This is a genomic window from Lysobacter sp. BMK333-48F3 (genome assembly GCF_019733395.1).
Taxonomy (GTDB): domain Bacteria; phylum Pseudomonadota; class Gammaproteobacteria; order Xanthomonadales; family Xanthomonadaceae; genus Lysobacter.
Window position 1 is genome coordinate 4,800,103 of record NZ_JAIHOO010000001.1, and the last position, 20,000, is coordinate 4,820,102.

Below are 20,000 nucleotides of genomic sequence, written 5' to 3' on the forward strand. Positions count from 1 at the left end.
CCGGTGCATCAGCCGGCTTCGCAACCGGCCAGGCATTCCCGATAGGCGCGGCTGCAATGGGCGCTGCTGCCGCCCGGCGGTACCTGCGCGCGGCAGTCGTTCATCAGTTCCTGGCAGGTGCTGTAGCAATAGGGGTCGTAGGCCAACGCGGTGGCGCCGAAGCCCAGCCCGAACACCAGCGCGACGAACGCCGCGCGGGTCGCATCGATACGCTTCGTTCCTCATCTCTCCTTAGACAGGGTCGGACGCCGGCTGGCGCCCGCGCCAGTATCGGCAGCCGCGGTCCCGCGATCCGCGACCGATTGCGCGGCCTGCGCCGACGACGCGGCGCCGCGTTTCCCGCGCGCGGTCACATCGCCGCAAACGCGGCGCTCGCATCATCGCCCGACGGCGAATTCCGGCCGGCGCGGCGATCCATAGCCAAGCCCTATCGGATACGTCGAAAGGATCGATTTCACATCGAGATCGCGCCGACCTATCGTCCCGTTGTCCCCCGAGACACGGACCGCCAGCGATGAGCCAGCAGGACGAACAACTTGCGTCTGCGCCGAACCCGGCCCCTGCCGCCGGTGCCTGCTGCGTTGCAGCCAAACGCGTCCAAGCCGCGCCCCTCGCCGTGCTCCCTCCCCCTTCCTAGAAAAACCGCGAGCGCGGCCTGCCGCCCGCTCGCCGGCGTCCGCTTCAAGCATCGCAACCGTCGCCCCTTCACCGTCAAAGGCCAACCCCATGTCGACCGAAAGCAAATGCCCGTTCAATCACGCCGCCGGCGGCGGCACCTCCAACCGCGACTGGTGGCCGAACCAACTCAGCCTCAAGATGCTGCACCAGCAAGGCACGCAGTCCGATCCGATGGGCGAGGACTTCGATTACGCCGCAGCGTTCAAGAGCCTGGACCTGGCCGCGCTGAAGCAGGACCTGCACGCCCTGATGACCGACTCGCAGGAGTGGTGGCCGGCCGACTTCGGCCACTACGGCCCGTTGTTCATCCGCATGGCCTGGCATAGCGCCGGCACCTACCGCATCTCCGACGGCCGCGGCGGCGCCGGCGCCGGCCAGCAGCGTTTCGCCCCGCTCAACAGCTGGCCGGACAACGGCAACCTGGACAAGGCGCGCCGCCTGCTGTGGCCGATCAAGCAGAAGTACGGCAACAAGATCTCCTGGGCCGACCTGATGATCCTGGCCGGCAACGTCGCCCTGGAGTCGATGGGCTTCAAGACCTTCGGCTTCGCCGGCGGCCGCGCTGACGTGTGGGAACCCGAAGAGCACGTCTACTGGGGCGCCGAAACCACCTGGCTCGGCGACAAGCGCTACAGCGGCGACCGGGTCCTGGAAAACCCGCTCGGCGCGGTGCAGATGGGCCTGATCTACGTCAATCCGCAGGGCCCCAACGGCAACCCCGACCCGATCGCCGCCGCGCGCGACATCCGCGAAACCTTCGCCCGCATGGCGATGGACGACGAGGAAACCGTGGCCCTGATCGCCGGCGGCCACACCTTCGGCAAGACCCACGGCGCCGGCCCCGAATCGCACGTCGGCCGCGAGCCGGAAGGCGGCGAACTCGAACAGCAAGGCCTGGGCTGGGCCAGCAGCTACGGCAGCGGCCTCGGCGGCGACGCCATCACCAGCGGCCTGGAAGTGACCTGGACCAGCACGCCGACGCAGTGGAGCAACCAGTTCTTCGAGAACCTGTTCGGCTACGAATGGGAGTTGAGCAAGAGCCCCGCCGGCGCGCACCAGTGGATCGCGAAGGACGGCGCCGGCGCCGACAGCATTCCCGACGCGCACGACCCGAACAAGCGCCGCGCGCCGGCCATGCTGACCACCGACCTGTCGCTGCGCTTCGACCCGGCCTACGAAAAGATCTCGCGCCGCTTCCTGGCCAACCCGGACCAGCTCGCCGACGCCTTCGCCCGCGCCTGGTTCAAGCTGACCCATCGCGACATGGGCCCGCGCGCGCGCTACCTCGGTCCGGAAGTGCCGGCCGAAGCGCTGATCTGGCAGGACCCGGTGCCGGCCGTCGACCATCCGCTGATCGACGAACAGGACATCGCCGCGCTGAAGGACAAGATCCTCGCTTCCGGCCTGCCGGTCTCGCACCTGGTTTCCGCTGCCTGGGCGTCGGCCTCGACCTTCCGCGGCTCCGACAAGCGCGGCGGCGCCAACGGCGCGCGCATCCGCCTGGCGCCGCAGAAGGACTGGGAGGTCAACCAGCCGGCGCAATTGGCCCAGGTGCTGGCGGCGTTGGAAGGCATCCAGCGCGACTTCAACGCCGGGCAAAACGGCGGCAAGAAGGTCTCGCTGGCCGACCTGATCGTGCTGGCCGGCGCCGCCGGCGTCGAGCAGGCGGCCAAGAACGCCGGCGTCGCGGTCAAGCTGCCCTTCACCCCTGGCCGCACCGACGCTTCGCAGGAGCAGACCGACGTCGAGTCCTTCGCCGTGCTCGAACCGGTCGCCGACGGCTTCCGCAATTACCTGCGCGGCTCGTTCGGCGCCAGCGCCGAATCGCTGCTGGTCGACAAGGCGCAGTTGCTCAACCTCAGCGCGCCGGAACTGACCGTGCTGGTCGGCGGCCTGCGCGTGCTCGGCGCCAACGCCGGACAGAGCCGGCACGGCGTGTTCACCCATCGCGCCGACACCCTGAGCAACGACTTCTTCGTCAACCTGCTCGACATGGGCACAGTGTGGAAGGCGACCTCCGACGCCAAGGACAGCTTCGAAGGCCGCGACCGCAAGAGCGGCGAACTGAAGTGGACCGCGACCCGGGTCGACCTGGTGTTCGGTTCGCACTCGCAGTTGCGCGCCTTGGCCGAGGTCTACGCCAGCAGCGACGCCAAGGAGAAGTTCGTGCACGACTTCGCCGCCGCCTGGCACAAGGTGATGAACGCGGACCGTTTCGAACTGGCCTGATCGGGCCGCACCGCTGCGGGCGCGACTGCCGCGCCCGCAACGCCTCCCCGTCGCGGGGCCGTGCCCGCGACCTCCGCCGCCCGGCTCCGGCCGGGCGGCGTTTTTTTGTGCCGACGCGAACGCCATCCATCGTCGTCAAATGCCGTCCATCGGCGGGCTAATGTGCCTGCGAAAAAAACCCGCGAATCTCACCTCAAGCTCACCGGCCGACGCTAGCATCTTGGTTCCTTGCAACGGACGACCCCGATGAGCGCTTCGCTGACCGACGATCTACTCAATCAACTCCAGGGCCAGCCGCTCGCGCAGCTGAGCAGCCAGCTCGGCCTGTCGGGGCCGCAGACCCAGAACGCGGTCGGCGCGGCGCTGCCGCTGTTGCTCGGCGCGCTCGGCCGCAACGCCAGCCAGCCGCAGGGCGCGGAAGCGCTGTTCGGCGCCCTGCAGCGCGATCACGCCGGTGGCGGCGGCCTGGACCTGGGCGGCGTGCTCGGCGCGGTGCTCGGCGGCGCCAGCAACCGCCAGACCGACGGCGCCGGCATCCTCGGCCACATCTTCGGCGGCCGCGAAGAAGCCGCGGCGCAGGGCCTGGGCCAGAGCACCGGGCTCGGCGGCAGCCAGGCCAATACCCTGCTGAAGATCCTCGCCCCGATCGTGCTGTCCTACCTCGCCCAGCGCATGCTCTCCGGCGGCAACCAGGCCGCGGCCTCGCCGCAGCAGCTTGGCCAGGTGCTGGGCCAGGAGCATCAGCGCATCCAGCAGCAGGACGCCACCGGCGGCCTGCTCGGCGCGGTGCTCGACCAGGACGGCGACGGCCAGCTCGGCCTCGGCGACCTGCTCAAGATCGGCGGCAATCTGCTCGGCGGCAAGCGCTGAGTCCCCCTGCTCCGGCGCCCGCGCCGGAGTCAGCCGAACGGCCGCCTGGTGCGGCCGTTCACGTGTTCGGGGCAGCGGGGGCCGGACGCCATCGCAGCACGATCCAGGCATGACGCTGAAGGCTCTGGATCCCCGCTTTCGCGGAGATGACGGCTGGGAAGTTCGCAGGCAAGCCCGAGGCGACGCGGATTCCGTCGTACCCCCTACCGTCGTTCCCACGAAGGCGGGCTCCGCTTCACTTCGGCGTAGCCGAATAGCCAGGGCGTCATCGCGACAGGACTATGAAGCCTCTGGATGCCCGCCTTCGCTGGGATGACGGCTGGAAAGTTCGCAGGCGAACGGGCAGCGCGACGAAACCTACCTACCGTCGTTCCCGCGGAAGCGGGAACCCAGGGCTCTATCGCGACAGGACTCTGAAGTCTCTGGATGCCCGCCTACGCGGGCATGACGTCCGGGAAGTGAGCAGGCGAACGGGCGACGCGACGAAACCTACCTAGCATCGTTCCCGCGGAAGCGCGCTCCGCTTCACTTCGGGTGGCCGAATACCCGGGGCTTTATCGCGACATGACGCTGAAGCCTCTGGATCCCCGCCTTCGCGGGGATGACGGCTTGGGGTTTCGCTGGCCCCTCATCTTCGCGTGGATGACGGATGGAGGTTTCGCTAGATTTCCGCCTTCGCGGGCATGGCGTCTGGGGAGTCCGCAGGCAAACGGCAGGCGCGGCGAATCAGGCCTCAGGTCGCATCGATATCGCCCAACGCACGGATCAATCGCCGCGCGCGCTTGTCCGGTTTGGTCTCCGGCGCGCGATAGCCGGTGCGCTCGGCCGCACGCAGCGCGCGCGCCTGCTCGCGGGCCAGGCGCGAAGCCTCGCTTTCGGAGTACAGCGTCTGCGCGATGCTGGCCGGGCCGCGGGTGTCGCTGAGGCCGAGCACGACGATCTCGAAGACTTCTTCGCCGCGCGCCACCCGCATCGCATCGCCGACGCGCACCGCGCGCGAGGCCTTGGCGCGCTGGCCGCCGACGTCGACCTTGCCGGTCTCCACCGCCTGCCGCGCAAGACTGCGGGTCTTGAAGAAACGGGCCGCCCACAGCCACAGGTCCAGACGGACCGACGCCTGCGGCGCGACTTTGGAATCGTGCTGGTCGCTCATCGTCGCGAACGATACCACCGCGACCGTTGCCGGACAGCGGAAACGCGACCGCAGGCGCGCAGCGGCGGACGACCGGCAAGCGGAGCGGCGGCTTCCGCGCTCGCTCGCGCATGCAGGCCCGTCTGCGCCGCTCGCGCCTCCGCGCGCGGACAGGCGCGATGCGCACGCGCGGACGACCGCCGACACGCCGATGGCAACGCGAAGGCGCTGGATACCCTGCAGCCGCGCCTGCGGCCACGGTCCGCTCACCGCGATGGCGGCATACTTGCGCATCCCCGCCCGGACCGCCCCATGTCCACCAGCCCCGCCCGCGGCAGCCATCTGCTGACCGAAGGCCCGATCGGCCGCACCATGATCTCGTTCGCGCTGCCGATCATGGCCGGCAACGCGGCGCAATCGCTCAACGGCTCGATCAACTCGATCTGGGTCGGACGCTACCTCGGCGAAGCCGCGCTGACCGCGACCGCGAACGCCAACAACATCATGTTCTTCCTGATCGGCTCGATCTTCGGCATCGGCATGGCCGCGACGATCCTGATCGGCCAGGCCACCGGCGCGCGCGACCTCGCCCGCGCGCGCCGGATCATGGGCACCAGCGCCAGTTTCTTCATCGGCCTGTCGGCGCTGATCGCCGCCGCCGGCTGGTTCCTCGCCGACCCGGTGCTGCGCGCGATGGGCACGCCGGCCGCGGCGTTGCCGCTGGCCGAGCAGTACCTGCGGGTGATCTTCCTGTCGATGCCGTTCCTGTACGCCTTCGCCTTCATCTCCGCGGCCTTGCGCGGCGCCGGCGATTCGCGCACGCCGTTCCGCTTCCTGCTGTTGTCGGTAGTGCTGGACATCGCCCTCAACCCCTTGCTGATCTTCGGCTGGGGACCGGTGCCGGCGCTGGGCATCGCCGGCTCGGCGGCCTCGACCTTCTTCGCCCAGGGCGTGAGCCTGGCGGCGATGCTGCTGCACCTGCGGCGCAAGCGCCACGTGCTGTGGCTGGGCCGGCAGGACGCGCACCTGCTCAAGATCGACGCCGAAGTGCTGCGCGCGCTGATCGTCAAGGGCGTGCCGATGGGCCTGCAGATGGTGCTGATCTCGCTGGCGATGATCGCGATGATCTCGCTGGTCAACGCCCACGGCACCGCCACCGCCGCCGGCTACGGCGCCGCGCTGCAACTGTGGACCTATGTGCAGATGCCGGCGATGGCGATCGGCGCGGCCTGCTCGTCGATCGCCGCGCAGAGCGTCGGCGCCGGACGCTGGGACCGGGTCGGCGCGGCGGCGCGCACCGGCACGATGTTCAACTTCCTGATGACCGGCGCGCTGATCGCGCCGCTGATCCTGCTCGACCGCTACACCCTGGCGTTGTTCCTGCCCGAGGGCAGCGCCTCGTTCGAGATCGCCCGCCACCTCAACCATATATCGGTGTGGTCGTTCCTGTTCTTCGGCGTCAGCTTCGTGATCTCCGGCGTGGTCCGCGCCACCGGCGCGGTGATTCCGCCGCTGCTGATCCTCGGCTTCGCCCTGTGGGGCATCCGGGTGCCGTTCGCGACCTGGCTGCAGCCGGTGCTCGGCACCGACGCGCTGTGGTGGAGCTTCCCGGTCAGCGCGCTGTGCTCGATGCTGATGTCGATCGCCTATTACCGCTGGGGCGGCTGGCGCAAGGCGCGGATGATGGCCGCGCCCGAACGCATCGCCGCACCGGTCGCCGCGCAGACGATCGCCGCGCCGGCGGAGGTGCCGGCGCAGCCGCCGGCGCCGGTCGCCGATGCCTGTCCCGACCAGGCCGAGCCCGTCGCCGCGCCGGCCAAGGCCGACTGACAACGCAGCCCGCCCGGTCGCGCCGGAACCGAGCGCAGCCGGTGCGGACTCAGATCTCTTCCAGCGCCACGGTGAACACCCCGGCCTCGCCCTGCTCGTAGGCGGCGCGCCAGATCCGATAGCCCTCCAGGTCGGCCTCGCTCACCGGCATCGAGCCGATCACCCGCGGCTCGACTTCGGCCACGCGCGTGCCGACGATCGGGAAGTGGCCTTGCAGCGGCTTGCTCTTGAGTTCGCGCACGTCGTCCAGGTGCTCGCGCAGCACCTCGTCGCGGGCGTGCACGGCGAACTTGCGCAGCGACAGGGCGTCGCGGCCGTCGGCCAGCGCGTCGATGCGCTGCACCCAGAAGAACCCCCACACGCCGTCGCTGCGCAGATAGGTGCAGATGTCGCCTTCGGACAGACCCGGATTCACGATGCGCTCCTGCCGCGGGGGCGGCGTGATGGCGAACGGTGCGGGCGCACAGGCCGCGTCGGGAATCTAGCGCGAACCGCGCTCCGCGCACAGCGCCGCGCGGCGGCCGCCGCAGGGGGCTGTGCGGGCCGGCGCCGGCCGCAAACGCGAACGGCCGCCCGAAGGCGGCCGTTGCGGGCGCCGCGCGATGCGCGCGGCGCAGGCTCGACGACGACGATTACTCGGCGGCCGGCGCGTTCTTGGCGCGCGCGTAGGCGGCCAGATCTTCCTTGATGCGAGCCTTCTTGCCTTCCAGGCCGCGCAGGTAGTACAGCTTGCCCGAACGGACCTTGCCGCGGCGCTTGACGTTGACCGAATCGATCACGGCGCTGTGGGTCTGGAACACGCGCTCGACGCCGAAGCCGTGCGAGATCTTGCGCACGGTGAACGAGGAGTTCAGGCCGGCGTTCTTCTTGGCGATGACCACGCCTTCGTAGGCCTGGACGCGCTCGCGGTTGCCTTCTTTGACCTTCACGTTGACGACGACGGTGTCGCCGGGGCTGAAGTCGGGCAGCTGGCGCTGGACCTGTTCGGCTTCGAAATTCTGCAGCAGGGTGTGGATCGACGGCTTGTTCATGGGTGCGGCCTGTTGGATTAGTTGTTGCGCGAGTGCACGTGGACCCGCGTCATGGCATGGGTACAGCTAAGCGGTTAATTATAGCGGCGTTTTTTCCCGGATGGCTAGGGCTCAGGCGCTGGCGCCCGAATCCCGGCCGGTCTCGCCGCCGGCCGCGACAGCCGGATCGGGCGTGGAAACGGTTTCGGCCGCCCCGGCGGCGGCCTGGGCGGCCAGTTCGGCCCGGTAAGCGGCGAGCAACTGGCGGTCGGCCTTGGACAAGGCGGCCTCGTCGAGCAGGTCCGGGCGGCGCTGCCAGGTCCGGCCCAGCGCCTGCTGGCGCCGCCACTTGGCGATCAGGGCGTGGTTGCCCGACATCAGCACCGCCGGCACCGAGCCCAGTTCGTGCTCGACCGGGCGAGTGTAGTGTGGGCAGTCCAGCAGGCCGTCCTCGAAGCTGTCCTGGACCGCGGACTCGGCGTCGTTGAGCGCGCCCTCCTGCAGCCGCGCGACCGCGTCGACCACCACCGCCGCGGCCAGCTCGCCGCCGGACAGGACGTAGTCGCCGATCGACAGTTCCTCGTCGACCTCGGCCTGGATCAGCCGCTCGTCGACGCCCTCGTAGCGGCCGCACAGCAGGATCAGCCGTTCGTGCCCGGCCAGTTCGCGCACCTTGGCCTGGTCCAGGCGCGCGCCCTGCGGGCTCAGATAGATCACCCGCGCCGGCGCCGGATCGGCGGCGCGCGCGGCGCGGATCGCCGCCCGCAGCGGTTCGATCAGCATGACCATGCCCGGGCCGCCGCCGAACGGACGGTCGTCGACCCGGCGGTAGTTGCCCTCGGCGTAATCGCGCGGATTCCAGCCGTGCAGCGCCAACAGCCCGCGCTCGCCGGCCCGCCCGACCACGCCGAACGCGGCGCACTGGGCGACGAATTCGGGGAACAGGCTGATCAGGTCGATGCGCATGGGGCCAGGAAATGAGTGGAGAGGAGTGAGTAGCGAGCAAGAGCGGAGCGAGCGCTTTCGCTCGCTCCTCATTCCTGCGCACCGGCTGCTAGAACTCCGGATCCCAATCGACCGTGACCAGATTGGCCTCGAAATCGACCGACAGCACGTACTGCGGGATCACGAACGGGATCATGCGCTCGCGTTCGTCGTCGCGCGCGACCAGCACGTCGTTGGCGCCGGTCGCGAACAGATGCGAGACGGTGCCCAGCGACACGCCTTCGGTGGTGACCACGCGCAGGCCTTCCAGGTCGACCCAGTAGTACTCGCCCGGCTTGGGCGGCGGCAGGGCCGAACGCGGCACGTAGATTTCGGTCCCGCGCATGGCCTCGACCGCATTGCGGTCGGTCACGTCGGGGAAGGTGGCGATCAGGTACTTGCCGCTTTCGCGCCCGCGCACCCCGGACAACTCGCTTTCGCGCCCTTGCGGGTCGCGTACGGTCCAGGGCTGATAGCGGAAGATCGCGGCGCGCGGCTCGGTCCAGGACTCGAGCTTGACTTCGCCGCGAATGCCGAAAGCGCCGAGCACCCTGCCCAACAGGATGCGGCGCGTCGTATCGCTCATGATGCGAAGGTCGGGCCGCGCGTGCCGAACGGATCGGTGCGCGGCCCGCCGGATCAGGCGGCCGGAGCGGCCTTGGCGGCCTGCTTGTACAGGTCGGCGACCTTGTCGGTCAGCTGGGCGCCCTTGGAGACCCAGTGCTTGACGCGCTCGAGGTCGAGCTCGACGCGCTTTTCGTTGCCGGCGGCCACCGGGTTGTAGAAACCGACGCGCTCAATGTTGCGGCCGTCGCGGGCGCTGCGGCTGTCGGTAACGATGATGTGGTAGAACGGACGCTTCTTGGCGCCGCCGCGGGTCAGTCGGATCTTGACCATGAGGGTTGCTTTCCTGTGTTGCCCAGCCGTCGGAATGACGGGGTAAGTCGGAAAGTCTAACCGATTCGAGGGCTTGAGCAAACCAGCCCGGGTCTCGGGGGCCGTCGGCTCCTCCCGGACGCCCGCCCCGCAAGCCCCGCAGCGCCCGGAGCGCCGGGCGTCCCTGCCCGGCCTCCCCAATCCACGCCCGGCCGCGACCGCCGTCCCTGGCGCCCGCCCTGCCGGGTCTCGCTGGCCGGCTCGCTCCCTCGATGCCGGCCGGGCGGGTCTGTTGCCCCGCCCTTGCGCCGCCCCCCCCGAGGGGACCGGCGCCCCGTCGCCCGCCCCCTCGCGGGCGACGGCTCAGGCTTGGTAGCGGATGGTGCCGCGCAAAGCTTCGCTGGCGCCCTCGCAGTGCTGGACGAATTCGGCGTGCAGGCCGGTCATCTCGCCGCTGGCCGGATCGAAACGGACCGATTTGATCTCCAGGCGGCCGCCTGAGATCCGCGGGCAGCGGCGCTCCGGGCGTTCGAAGCGAAACCCGGCATGGGCCGCGTCGGGCGCTTCGGCGATCGGATAGCTGCCGACCTGCAGCGCGGTGCCGGTCGGCGGCGACAACTCGGCGCTCCAGAAGTCGTGCTGGCCGCTGGCGCTGTAACGCGCTCCGTCGCGATTGCCCCAAAGCTGGAACACGCTGCTGTCGCCGGCATAGGCCTTGTCGATGCCCTGGCCGACGTAGTCGCCCGGATCGGCCTGCAGGCGCAGCGACAGCGGCTCGACGTTGTGCCGGATCACCGCCGCCAGCACCGGCGCCGAGGCCGCGCCGCAACGCTGCAGCACGGTGGCCTCGAAGGCGACGATGCGGTCTTCCTCATCGGTGCGCAGTTGCTGGACGTGGATCTCGCCCCACAACTCGGCGCAGCGGCGGCCGTTGTTGTCCATATGTACGTAGGGCGCGCGACCGGTGCGCCTGGTCGGACTTTCGGCGTCGTAAAAGCGCCGCACCCCGAACGTCTGCTCCAGCGGCGCGCCGAGCGAGACGTACCAACTGTCGTTGCCGCGCTCGACGCGCAAGATGGCGTGACGCGAGTCGCCGCTGAAGCTCAGCGTCGAGTCGGCCTCGGTATAGACCTGCGACTCGCCCAGGCCGACCGGATCGCCGGGCTGGCTGGTGTAGGAGAACACCGTCGCCGCGATCGCGGACGGCGCGACCGCGGCGCAGGCCGCGGCCAGGATCGGCGCGCCGCCGCGGCGCGCCCAACGGGCAAAAGTGGAGTGTTTCATAGGACCTTGTCGCTCCCGGCGCCGCTGCAGGCGCCCGTTTCTTCCATGAGGGCCCGGCGCGCGGCGCCGGATCTGTGGGCGGACGAAGGCGTCGATCGCCGCGTCCGTCGATGCGTGCCACGCCTCCCTAGGCGAGAGCCGCCGCGCCGCCGGCCGCCGCCGAATGGCGAAGCGATCCGCAACGGTCGCGGCGGCTTGCGCCGCCGCGACCGCACGGGCTCAGGCCTTGTAGCGGATGGTGCCGCGCAAGGCGGTGCTGCCGGCCTCGCAATGCTGTTCGAAATCCATCAGCAGCTGGGTCACCAGGCCGGTGACCGGGTCGGACTGGATCTGCTTGATCGTCGCGGTGCCGGAAATCCGGTTGCAGCCGCGGCCGTTGCCGCCGAAGTCGAAGCCCATCCGGGTGGTGTCGGCGAACCGCGCGATCGGGTACGTGCCCGGCGCCAGGGTCTTGCCGGTCGGCGCCTGCACGAAGGCCATCCAGTCGTCGCGCTGGCCCGAAGCGGCATAACTGAAATAGCGGTTGTTGCCCTGCAGCAGGAAGATGCTGGTGTCGCCGGCGTAGCTCTTCTTGATCCCGCCGCCGATGTAGTCGCCGACGTCGCTGTCCAGGCTCAGCGCCAGCGGTTGCACGTTGTAGCGCAGCACGCCCGCCAACAGCGGCGCGGTCTCGCGCTCGCAGCGCTGCAACGCGGTGGCCTCCAGCGCGGTCACCGCGCCGTTGGCGTCGAACTCGATCTGCTGGATGTAGACCGAGCCCCAGGTCTCGTTGCAGCCGCGGCCGTTGCCGCCGATGTCGATGCCCGGCGACAGGCCGGTGCGGAACGCCGAGCGCTCGGCATAGTAGTAACGGCCGCGCTGGAACTTCTGCCCCTGCGGCGCGGCCAGGTCGATGTGCCAGTTGTCGACTCCGGAGCGCACGTTCATCGACAAGGCTTGGGCGTTGCCGGACACGGTGATGGTCGAATCGGCGTGGGTGTAGACCTTGGACTGGCCGGCGCCGATGTAATCGCCGGCCTGGCTGACGTAGGAGTACAAGGCATCGGCGGCGGCGGCCGGCGCGGCGGCGACGCCGATCAGGGCCAGCGCGAACGCGCCGGCCAGACGGGAATTGCGGGAACTGCGGGAACTGCGCTGCTTCAAAGCCATGCGTACGACCTCCGTGTGTGTGCGCCGCGCGATGGCGGCGAGTGCATGCGGCTGCGCGACGACGGCGGGAAGAGGCGCGGCCTTGCCTGCGATGGGCGCGAAGGCCGGTGATCCGCGTCGTGCATGCATAGGATCGGCTGCGCGGGTCTCGCTGGCCGAGAACCGCTCACCCGCTCGTCGGCGACCGTCGGCTTCGATGCGAAGCGCGGTTGCTGCTCGCGCGCCGTTTTCGATCAGGCACAAAAAAAGGCCGGCGCGTCCGCGCCGGCCTTCGACCGAGAGCCAGGGCCGGTCAGAGTTTGTGGCGGATGACGCCGCGCACTGCGTCGCCGTCCGCGCAGCGGTACTCGAAATCCGCCCACAGCGCGGTCGCCGCGCCGGCGCTGCTGTAGCGCACGTCCTTGATCTGCAGGCTGCCGGACATGCCCTCGCACAGGAACGCGTGGTGGCCGCTACGCGAATACATATCCAGGCCCAAGGCATTGGCGCTGGCGACGGAAGCGAGCGCGTACGTGCCCTTGAGCAGGCGCTTACCGGTAGGCGGCGTGAGTTTCAGACGCCAACGGTTCTGGCGTCCGTCGACCTCGTAGCTGAGCAGGCTGTCGGTTCCGCTCAGCGCGAACAACGACGTGTCGCCGGCGTAGCCCAGATCGACGGTCCTGACCGGGTCGCTGAAGGTCCGCTTGAACTTGAACGACAGCGGCGCGACGTTGTGGCTCATCGCCACGGTCAGCAAGGGCATCACATCGTGGTCGCAGCGCTGCTGGACCACCGCCTCCAAACCCTTGATCGCACCGTTGCTGTCGAACGCGATCTGGCGGATCTGCACCGTACTCCAGGCATAGGTGCAGGAGCTGCGGTCGGTGGAAACATAAGCGCCGGCCGCGCGCCCGGTCCGCTCGCGGAAATGCTCGGCCAGGTAGTAACGCCCCGGCCGCAGCCGCTCGCCGGGCGGCGGCGCCAGGCGTACCGTCCACACCTTGTCGCCGGTGGAGATGTCGAGCGTCGCTTCGGCGGCCGTGCCGCGCAGTTGGAACTGGGCGTTGGCGTCGGTGTAGCTGCCGCGCTTGCCGTCGCCGATCACGTCGCCGGTTTCGCTGACATAGGCGAAGCTGGAAGCGGCCATGGCCGCCTGCGGCGCGCCGTACAGGCCGGCGGCGGCGAAGCCGAGCGCGAGCGCGCCGCGGATGGGAAAGGATTGCATCATGCGTTGGATCTCCAAGTGAAATCGCTGCGATGCTTCGCGAGCGATGAAAGACGAACCGAAAGTGCGTCGGCGACGGCCGTCGCGGCGTCCCGAGCGAAGACGAAACGAGCGCGCCGTCGCGACGCGCAGCAAGTGTGCGCAGCGCGCGTCGCGACGCAAGGGACCCCACGCGTGCGGAGCGTGACGCCTCGCCGATCGGCACAAACAAAAACGGCGACCCGAAGGCCGCCGTCGCGTTTCTGTAACGATCTGTGCCGGGTTCGCCGCGCGCGGCGCGACCGCTCAGCGGAACGGCATGCCGCCGCGGCCGCCCATCATCCCGCGCATGCCGCGCATCAGGCCCTTCATGCCGCCGCCGGAGAGCTTGCTCATCATCTTCTCCATCTGCTGATACTGCTTCATCAGCTTGTTGACGTCGGCCGGGGTCAGGCCGGCGCCCTTGGCGATGCGCGCCCGGCGCGAGCCGTTGAGCAGGGTCGGATTGCGCCGCTCCTTCTTGGTCATCGAGTTGATGATCGCGACCATCCGCGGCACTTCCTTGCCGGTGATCTGGTTCTTGACCGTATCCGGGATCTGGCCCATGCCCGGCAGCTTGTCCATGAGCCCGTGCAGGCCGCCCATGTTCTGCATCTGCTCGAGCTGGTCCTTCATGTCGTTGAGGTCGAACTTCTTGCCCTTGGCGACCTTCTCGGCGAGCTTCTGCGCCTTGTCCTTGTCGACCTGCTGCTCGACCTGCTCGACCAGCGACAGCACGTCGCCCATGTCGAGGATGCGGCTGGCGACGCGGTCGGGGTGGAACACGTCCAGGCCGTCGGGCTTCTCGCCGACGCCGATGAACTTGATCGGCCGGCCGGTGACGTAGCGCACCGACAGCGCGGCGCCGCCGCGGGCGTCGCCGTCGGTCTTGGTCAGCACCACGCCGGTCAGCGGCAGCGCCTCGGCGAAGGCCTTGGCGGTGGTCGCCGCGTCCTGGCCGGTCATCGAGTCGACCACGAACAGGGTCTCGACCGGGGCGACCGCGGCGTGCAGCGCCTTGATCTCGGTCATCATCGCCTCGTCGATGGCGAGGCGGCCGGCGGTATCGACCAGCAGCACGTCGACGAACGACTTCTTGGCGTCGGCGATCGCCGCGCGCACGATCTCTTCCGGCTTCTGCGACGCGCTGGACGGGAAGAACAGCACCTCGACCTGCTCGGCGAGCTGGCGCAGCTGCTCGATCGCGGCCGGACGATAGACGTCGGCCGAGACCACCATCACCTTCTTCTTGCGCCGCTCGCGCAGGTGCTTGGCCAGCTTGCCGACCGTGGTGGTCTTGCCCGCGCCCTGCAGGCCGGCCATCAGGATCACCGCCGGCGCCGGCACGTTGAGGTTCAGGTCGGCGGCCTGCGAGCCCATGACCGCGGTCAGCTCGTCGCGCACGACCTTGATCAGGGCCTGGCCCGGGGTCAGCGACTTCAGCACTTCCTGGCCGACCGCGCGCACCTTGATCCGCTCGATCAGCGCCTGCACCACCGGCAGGGCGACGTCGGCCTCGAGCAGGGCGATGCGCACTTCGCGCAACGACTCGCGGATGTTCTCTTCGGTCAGACGGCCGCGGCCGCGCAGGCGCTCGATGGTGCCGGACAGGCGTTGGGTCAGGGATTCGAACATGGCGGAGCGGGGTCGCGGAATGGCGGGACCGGCAAGTATAGCGGCCCCGGCCCGTCGCCCGTGCTGGCCGCGACAACCAACCCGGTCCGAATCCCCAATCCCAAATCCCGAATCCCCGCTCTTATGCCACACTGCGGCGATGACAATCGTTCTCATCGCGGTCGCCCTCTACCTGGTCGCGACCGGCCAACTGGTCGCGGCGGTGCGCAACGGCGACGGCCGCAGCGCCCGCTGGTGGCTGCTGCCGGCCAATCTGGCCGTGCTCGGCCACGGCCTGGCGCACCTGCTGGCCTGGCGCAGCGCCGGCGGCGCCGACCTGCATTTCTTCGCCGCGCTGTCCCTGGTCGGGCTGGGCATGGCGGTGCTGACCGCGATCGTCGGCGCCTCCGGGCGCATGGCCGCGCTCGGCGTGGTGGTGTTCCCGCTGGCGGCGCTGATGTTGCTGGGCTATCAGTCCTACGGCCACGTCCAGCACCCCGAGCCGCTGGACTGGCGCCTGCAGTTGCACGCCTGGCTGGCCCTGCTGGCCTACGCCACCCTCGCCGTCGCGGCCCTGTTCGCGCTGATGCTGTGGGCGCAGGAACGCGCCCTGCGCCGGCGCGAGTTCCACCGCTGGCTGCGCGCGCTGCCGCCGCTGGTGGAACTGGAAAGCCTGCTGTTCCGCACCATCGGGGTCGGCTTCGCCCTGCTGACCGCGACCCTGCTGACCGGGGTGCTGTTCGTCGAGAACCTGTTCGCCCAGCACCTGGTGCACAAGACCGTGCTCAGCGTGCTGTCCTGGCTGGCCTTCGGCGGGCTGTTGCTGGGCCGCTGGCGCTACGGCTGGCGCGGCGCGGTCGCGGTGCGCTGGACCCTGGCGGCGATGATCCTGCTGGTGCTGGCGTTCTTCGGCAGCAAATTCGTCCTGGAACTGGTGCTGCAGCGGGTCTGACCGTAACGGTCGGCGAGGCCCGGCCTAAGGATGGCGTCGCACGGGGGGATGGATCAGGGCGCTACCGGAACGCAGCGAGTTCGTCGGCGTGCTGACGCTGGCGTTCGGCTGGACGATCTACGCCAATCTGAGCCTGCTGCTCGCCCCGCCGCAAGCGCCGCAGCCGATCGACCCCAACTGGCTGATCGGCGTGCTGTGGATGGAACTGCCGATCCTGGCGATGATCGGGCTGTTTCTGCGCGAACGCGGCTGGACCTGGGCGCGGCTGGGGCCGCCGCCGGCGTGGCGCGACGTCCTGCCGGGCTTGTCGTTGGCCCTGGCCACCGCCCTGGTGTTCTGGCTGATGCAGACGGTGGCGGCGAGCGTCGGCCTGGCGACCCGCGCGGTCGAAGAGGCCGTGCCGGTCCAGGCCGGGATGAACTGGCCGCTGGTGCTGGCGGCCTCGGTCGTGAACGGCTTCTACGAAGAGGCCCTGGTTTGCGGCTATCTGATCTCGGCGATGCGCGGCAAGCGCGGGATGTGGACCGCGATCCACCTGAGCACGGCGATCCGCCTGGCCTATCACCTTTACCAGGGCGAGGTCGGCGTGATCGCGATCGTGCCGATGGGCCTGGGCTATGCCTGGCTGTATGCGGTCACCGGCCGGCTATGGCCGCTGGTGCTCGCCCATGTGGTGCTCGACGCCTGGGCCCTGGGCGCCGCCTGAGCCCGGCGGCCCGGATCGCCTGCCCTCTGGCCTTCGGCGTCTTGCCTGTTTTGGCGAGTGGCACGGGAAAAGTCCGCGTTCCGCGGCCCAGATCCGGGGCTGCCCGGCTCCGGCAGAGCCAGAATTTAAGTCCTTAAATCAGATATTTATCGCGAAGTCGCGAGGCAACGGCGTTTCCGCACGCTCGTTCGATGTTTGCTGAACAAGGCTTTTGCAAGAACAATATTTGCATTGACAACTATTGCGCAGGCGCAGATCATCCCGCGCCATGACCACCCTGCCCCCGAACCCCGTCTGCTCGACTTCCAATCTCGGCCTGCTGTTCCGCCAGGTCCGCGATGCGATGTGGGCGCAAATGGAACGCGAGCTGGCCCAGGCCGGCCACGACCTGACCTTCAGCCAGTTCATCACCCTCAAGGAACTGGCCATCGGCACCGCCGGGGTCACCGAGCTGGCGCGCGCTGCCCAGCTCAACCCCGGCGCCATGACCCGCCTGCTCGACAAGCTGGAAACCCGCGGCCTGGTCGCCCGCGTCGCCGATCCCGACGACCGGCGCGCGCTCAACATCCACCTGACCGAAACCGGCGCCGCGATCTGGGCCGACATCGACGCCTGCGGCCGGCGCGTGCGCGAGCGCGCCATGACCGGCCTCAGCGACGCCGACCGCGACCAGTTGCACCGCTTGCTCGAACAGGTCCGCGACAACCTCACCCTTACCGGTTCCTGAGCCCATGACCCGCCACGCCCCTCGCCCGCGCCGCGGGCTGCCATTCGTGCTGGCGCCGCTCGCCGCGGCGCTGATCCTGGCCGGTTGCGCGAGCAGCCGCGGCCTCGCTCCGGAAGGCCGTGCGCTCGACGCCGACACGCTGGTCGCGCAGCGCAGCTTCGCCGACGCCGCCTTGTCCGACGCCGCGTTCCCGCGCGCCGACTGGTGGACCGGGTTCGGCGATGCGCAATTGAACGCGCTGATCGAGGAAGCCCTGGCCGGCAACCCGAGCCTGGACGCCGCCGACGCGCGCGTGCGCCAGGCGGTCGCCCAGGCCGGCCTCGCCGACGCGGCGCGCAAGCCGACCCTCGGCGCCAGCGCTCAGTACTCGGGACTGCAACTGCCCGAGACCGTCGCCCCCGAACCGCTGGGCGGCAAGTACAGCGGCGTGGAAGTGCTGTCGCTGAGCTTCAAGTACAGCCCCGACCTGTGGGGCGGCCAGCGCGCGCGCTGGCAGGCCGCGCTGGGCCAGGCCCGCGCCGCCGAAATCGAGGCCCAGGCCGCGCGCCTGACCCTGTCGTCCAACCTCGCCCGCAACTATGTCGCCCTGGCCCAGGCCTTCCAGGCCCAGGACGTGGCCCAGGCCGAGCGGCAACGCGCGCAGGGCCTGCTCGCGCTCGGTCGCCAGCGGGTCAAGGCCGGCCTCGACAACCAACTGCAGATCCGCAACGCCGAAAGCGCCAGCGCCGCCGCCGACCAGCAAATCCAGTCCGCCCAGCAGCAGATCGACGCGCTGCGCAATGCCCTGGCCGCCCTGCTCGGCAAGGGCCCGGACCGCGGCCTCGACATCGCCCGTCCCGGCGCGCTGGCCGCGCAGGCGCCGGCGGTGCCGGCGGTATTGCCGAGCGAATTGCTCGGCCATCGTCCCGACGTGGTCGCCGCGCGCTGGCGGGTCGAAGCCGCCTCGCACGGCATCGAAGCGGCCAAGGCCGAGTTCTATCCGACCGTCAATCTCAGCGCGCTCGTCGGCCTGGCCTCGGGCGGGCTGTCCGACCTGTTCACCCACGATGCGCTGTTGATCCAGGGCGGCCCGGCGATCAGCCTGCCGATCTTCGACGGCGGCCGGCTGCGCAACCAGTTGGCCGGGCGCGACGCCGACTACGACCTCGCCGTCGCCAACTACAACCAGAGCCTGGTCGGCGCGCTGCGCGAAGTCGCCGACGCGCTGCAGGCGGCGCGCTCGCTCGACGGCCAGCTGGCTTCCGCGCAGCAGGCGCGCGACGCCGCGCAGCAGGCCTGGCAGATCGCCAGCACCCGCTACCGCGCCGGCCTCGGCACCCAGCTCGACGTGCTCGCCGCGCAACGTCCGCTGCTGCAGCTCGACCAACAACTCGCCGGCCTGCGCGCGCAGCGCCTGGCGGCGAGCATCGAGCTCGACCGCGCGCTCGGCGGCGGCCTGCCGGTGCAGGCGCCCGACCCGGTCGCGCCTTTGTCCGAACGCGCCGCCCCTTCTTCGATCCACGCCATCGCCAAGGCCCCCACGCCATGACTTCCGAAATCAACCCGCAAGCCGCGACCGCGGCCGCCGCCGCGCCGACCAACGGCAAGCGTCGCAAGGCGATGCTGATCCTGCTCACCGTGGTGGTGATCGCCGCTGTCGCCTGGACCGCGTACTACCTGCTGGTGCTGCGCTGGCACCAGGACACCGACGACGCCTACGTCCAGGGCAACGTGGTCAACATCACCCCGCAGACCCTGGGCACGGTGGTCAGCATCGGCGCCGACGACGGCATGAAGGTGCGCGCCGGCCAGGTGCTGGTGCAGCTCGATCCCAACGACGCCCAGGTCGCCTACGACCAGGCGGTGGCCAACCTGGCCAATACCGTGCGCCAGGTGCGCGGCCTGTACAGCGCGGTCGATGCCGGCCAGGCCGATCTGTCGGCGCGCCAGGTCGCGGTGCAGAAGGCCCGCGCCGACGTCAAGCGACGCGAAGGCCTGGTCGCCGGCGGCGCGGTCTCGGCCGAGGAACTGGCCCACGCCCGCGACGAACTGGCCGCGACCGAAGCGGCGCTGTCGTCCTCGCGCGGCACCCTGGCGCGCAACCGTGCCCTGGTCGATGCGACCACGGTCGCCAAGCAGCCGCAGGTCGCCGCCGCCGCCGCGCAGCTGCGCCAGGCCTATCTGAACCTGCAGCGTTCGGCGATCGTCGCCCCGGTCGACGGCTATGTCGCCAAGCGCAGCGTGCAGCTGGGCCAGCGGGTCCAGCCCGGCACCGCGCTGATGACGGTGATTCCGCTGGAGCAGGTCTGGGTCGAAGCCAACTTCAAGGAAACCCAGCTCGCCAACATGCGCATCGGCCAGCCGGTGGAAGTGCATGCCGACCTGTACGGCAGCGACGTGGTCTATCAGGGCAAGCTGACCAGCCTCGGCCTGGGCACCGGCAGCGCGTTCTCGCTGCTGCCGGCGCAGAACGCCAGCGGCAACTGGATCAAGATCATCCAGCGCGTGCCGGTGCGGATCGAACTGGATCCCAAGCAACTGGCCGAGCATCCGCTGCGCCTGGGCCTGAGCATGCACGTCGACGTCAGCATCCGCGACCAGGCCGGCGCGGTGCTCGCCAGCGCGCCGCCGGCCAAGCCGGTGCTGGCCACCGACGCCTACGCCAGGCAGCTGCACGACGCCGATTCGATGATCGACAAGATCGTGCGCGAGAACCTGCCCAACGGCGCCCAGCACGGCTGATCCCTCCCCCGCGGAC

The 20,000-nt window shown here is 70.0% G+C and carries 19 protein-coding genes; 8 read left to right on the plus strand and 11 right to left on the minus strand.

Annotated elements, in window-relative coordinates; all coding sequences use genetic code 11:
• Positions 1–8 precede the first annotated feature (8 nt).
• Positions 9–176, minus strand: coding sequence for a hypothetical protein (locus K4L06_RS20610; protein WP_221673160.1), 168 nt, complete (start codon positions 174–176; stop codon positions 9–11).
• A 550-nt stretch (positions 177–726) separates the two neighbouring features.
• Between K4L06_RS20610 and katG the strand changes: the two genes are divergently transcribed.
• Both katG and K4L06_RS20620 read left to right on the plus strand, forming a co-directional pair.
• Positions 727–2,907 (plus strand): catalase/peroxidase HPI, encoded by a 2,181-nt coding sequence (gene katG / locus K4L06_RS20615; RefSeq protein ID WP_221673161.1) that lies wholly within the window; start codon positions 727–729, stop codon positions 2,905–2,907.
• 246 nt (positions 2,908–3,153) lie between these two features.
• The gene (locus K4L06_RS20620; RefSeq protein WP_221673162.1) at positions 3,154–3,777 is read left to right on the plus strand and encodes a DUF937 domain-containing protein; all 624 of its coding nucleotides are present in this window, start codon (positions 3,154–3,156) and stop codon (positions 3,775–3,777) included.
• A gap of 733 nt (positions 3,778–4,510) precedes the next feature.
• Here the strand turns inward: K4L06_RS20620 and K4L06_RS20625 are convergent.
• Positions 4,511–4,930, minus strand: a complete 420-nt coding sequence (locus K4L06_RS20625) for an RNA-binding S4 domain-containing protein (protein ID WP_221673717.1) — start codon at positions 4,928–4,930, stop codon at positions 4,511–4,513.
• Positions 4,931–5,221: 291 nt separating this feature from the next.
• Here K4L06_RS20625 and K4L06_RS20630 point away from each other — a divergent pair, with 291 nt between their 5' ends.
• On the plus strand, positions 5,222–6,739 hold the full coding sequence (locus tag K4L06_RS20630; RefSeq protein WP_221673163.1) for an MATE family efflux transporter: 1,518 nt from the start codon (positions 5,222–5,224) through the stop codon (positions 6,737–6,739).
• Between the two features lie 49 nt (positions 6,740–6,788).
• On the opposite strand, the gene K4L06_RS20635 is transcribed toward K4L06_RS20630, so the two are convergent.
• The 9 genes from K4L06_RS20635 to ffh form a co-directional block, all read right to left on the minus strand.
• On the minus strand, positions 6,789–7,154 hold the full coding sequence (locus K4L06_RS20635) for a hypothetical protein (RefSeq protein WP_221673164.1): 366 nt from the start codon (positions 7,152–7,154) through the stop codon (positions 6,789–6,791).
• Positions 7,155–7,371: 217 nt separating this feature from the next.
• The gene (gene rplS, locus K4L06_RS20640) at positions 7,372–7,770 is read right to left on the minus strand and encodes a 50S ribosomal protein L19 (RefSeq protein WP_221673165.1); all 399 of its coding nucleotides are present in this window, start codon (positions 7,768–7,770) and stop codon (positions 7,372–7,374) included.
• Between the two features lie 111 nt (positions 7,771–7,881).
• Positions 7,882–8,715: a tRNA (guanosine(37)-N1)-methyltransferase TrmD gene (gene trmD, locus K4L06_RS20645; RefSeq protein ID WP_221673166.1), complete on the minus strand. Its 834-nt coding sequence runs from the start codon at positions 8,713–8,715 to the stop codon at positions 7,882–7,884.
• 88 nt (positions 8,716–8,803) lie between these two features.
• Positions 8,804–9,319, minus strand: a complete 516-nt coding sequence (rimM, locus tag K4L06_RS20650) for a ribosome maturation factor RimM (protein WP_221673167.1) — start codon at positions 9,317–9,319, stop codon at positions 8,804–8,806.
• Positions 9,320–9,372: 53 nt separating this feature from the next.
• Complete coding sequence (gene rpsP / locus K4L06_RS20655; protein WP_064750149.1) at positions 9,373–9,630, minus strand: 30S ribosomal protein S16; 258 nt, start codon at positions 9,628–9,630, stop codon at positions 9,373–9,375.
• Positions 9,631–9,972: 342 nt separating this feature from the next.
• Positions 9,973–10,893 (minus strand): hypothetical protein, encoded by a 921-nt coding sequence (locus tag K4L06_RS20660; protein WP_221673168.1) that lies wholly within the window; start codon positions 10,891–10,893, stop codon positions 9,973–9,975.
• A 219-nt stretch (positions 10,894–11,112) separates the two neighbouring features.
• The gene (locus tag K4L06_RS20665; RefSeq protein ID WP_221673169.1) at positions 11,113–12,042 is read right to left on the minus strand and encodes a hypothetical protein; all 930 of its coding nucleotides are present in this window, start codon (positions 12,040–12,042) and stop codon (positions 11,113–11,115) included.
• A gap of 292 nt (positions 12,043–12,334) precedes the next feature.
• Complete coding sequence (locus K4L06_RS20670) at positions 12,335–13,249, minus strand: hypothetical protein (RefSeq protein WP_221673170.1); 915 nt, start codon at positions 13,247–13,249, stop codon at positions 12,335–12,337.
• 282 nt (positions 13,250–13,531) lie between these two features.
• The gene (ffh, locus tag K4L06_RS20675; RefSeq protein WP_221673171.1) at positions 13,532–14,899 is read right to left on the minus strand and encodes a signal recognition particle protein; all 1,368 of its coding nucleotides are present in this window, start codon (positions 14,897–14,899) and stop codon (positions 13,532–13,534) included.
• 139 nt (positions 14,900–15,038) lie between these two features.
• Between ffh and ccsA the strand changes: the two genes are divergently transcribed.
• The 5 genes from ccsA (at position 15,039) to K4L06_RS20700 (ending at position 19,984) form a co-directional block, all read left to right on the plus strand.
• Positions 15,039–15,830: a cytochrome c biogenesis protein CcsA gene (gene ccsA, locus K4L06_RS20680; RefSeq protein WP_221673172.1), complete on the plus strand. Its 792-nt coding sequence runs from the start codon at positions 15,039–15,041 to the stop codon at positions 15,828–15,830.
• Positions 15,831–15,918: 88 nt separating this feature from the next.
• Positions 15,919–16,536 carry a CPBP family intramembrane glutamic endopeptidase gene (locus tag K4L06_RS20685; protein ID WP_221673173.1) on the plus strand — a complete coding sequence of 206 codons (618 nt, stop codon included), beginning with the start codon at positions 15,919–15,921 and terminating at the stop codon, positions 16,534–16,536.
• Positions 16,537–16,804: 268 nt separating this feature from the next.
• Positions 16,805–17,263, plus strand: a complete 459-nt coding sequence (locus K4L06_RS20690) for a MarR family transcriptional regulator (RefSeq protein WP_255595380.1) — start codon at positions 16,805–16,807, stop codon at positions 17,261–17,263.
• Between the two features lie 4 nt (positions 17,264–17,267).
• The gene (locus K4L06_RS20695) at positions 17,268–18,791 is read left to right on the plus strand and encodes an efflux transporter outer membrane subunit (RefSeq protein WP_221673174.1); all 1,524 of its coding nucleotides are present in this window, start codon (positions 17,268–17,270) and stop codon (positions 18,789–18,791) included.
• Positions 18,788–19,984 (plus strand): efflux RND transporter periplasmic adaptor subunit, encoded by a 1,197-nt coding sequence (locus tag K4L06_RS20700; RefSeq protein ID WP_221673175.1) that lies wholly within the window; start codon positions 18,788–18,790, stop codon positions 19,982–19,984. Before K4L06_RS20695 ends, K4L06_RS20700 begins: the two co-directional genes overlap by 4 nt.
• The last annotated feature ends 16 nt before the right edge of the window (positions 19,985–20,000 follow it).

What these genes read in the sequence shown, in the direction of transcription:
- rimM (WP_221673167.1), bottom strand. Translation starts at nt 9,319, where the DNA reads ATGAGCGATACGACGCGCCGCATCCTGTTGGGCAGGGTGCTCGGCGCT.
- K4L06_RS20700 (WP_221673175.1), top strand. Translation starts at nt 18,788, where the DNA reads ATGACTTCCGAAATCAACCCGCAAGCCGCGACCGCGGCCGCCGCCGCG.
- ccsA (WP_221673172.1), top strand. Translation starts at nt 15,039, where the DNA reads ATGACAATCGTTCTCATCGCGGTCGCCCTCTACCTGGTCGCGACCGGC.
- K4L06_RS20660 (WP_221673168.1), bottom strand. Translation starts at nt 10,893, where the DNA reads ATGAAACACTCCACTTTTGCCCGTTGGGCGCGCCGCGGCGGCGCGCCG.
- ffh (WP_221673171.1), bottom strand. Translation starts at nt 14,899, where the DNA reads ATGTTCGAATCCCTGACCCAACGCCTGTCCGGCACCATCGAGCGCCTG.
- rplS (WP_221673165.1), bottom strand. Translation starts at nt 7,770, where the DNA reads ATGAACAAGCCGTCGATCCACACCCTGCTGCAGAATTTCGAAGCCGAA.
- K4L06_RS20670 (WP_221673170.1), bottom strand. Translation starts at nt 13,249, where the DNA reads ATGATGCAATCCTTTCCCATCCGCGGCGCGCTCGCGCTCGGCTTCGCC.
- trmD (WP_221673166.1), bottom strand. Translation starts at nt 8,715, where the DNA reads ATGCGCATCGACCTGATCAGCCTGTTCCCCGAATTCGTCGCCCAGTGC.
- K4L06_RS20630 (WP_221673163.1), top strand. Translation starts at nt 5,222, where the DNA reads ATGTCCACCAGCCCCGCCCGCGGCAGCCATCTGCTGACCGAAGGCCCG.
- K4L06_RS20665 (WP_221673169.1), bottom strand. Translation starts at nt 12,042, where the DNA reads ATGGCTTTGAAGCAGCGCAGTTCCCGCAGTTCCCGCAATTCCCGTCTG.
- K4L06_RS20690 (WP_255595380.1), top strand. Translation starts at nt 16,805, where the DNA reads ATGACCACCCTGCCCCCGAACCCCGTCTGCTCGACTTCCAATCTCGGC.
- katG (WP_221673161.1), top strand. Translation starts at nt 727, where the DNA reads ATGTCGACCGAAAGCAAATGCCCGTTCAATCACGCCGCCGGCGGCGGC.
- rpsP (WP_064750149.1), bottom strand. Translation starts at nt 9,630, where the DNA reads ATGGTCAAGATCCGACTGACCCGCGGCGGCGCCAAGAAGCGTCCGTTC.
- K4L06_RS20625 (WP_221673717.1), bottom strand. Translation starts at nt 4,930, where the DNA reads ATGAGCGACCAGCACGATTCCAAAGTCGCGCCGCAGGCGTCGGTCCGT.
- K4L06_RS20695 (WP_221673174.1), top strand. Translation starts at nt 17,268, where the DNA reads ATGACCCGCCACGCCCCTCGCCCGCGCCGCGGGCTGCCATTCGTGCTG.
- K4L06_RS20620 (WP_221673162.1), top strand. Translation starts at nt 3,154, where the DNA reads ATGAGCGCTTCGCTGACCGACGATCTACTCAATCAACTCCAGGGCCAG.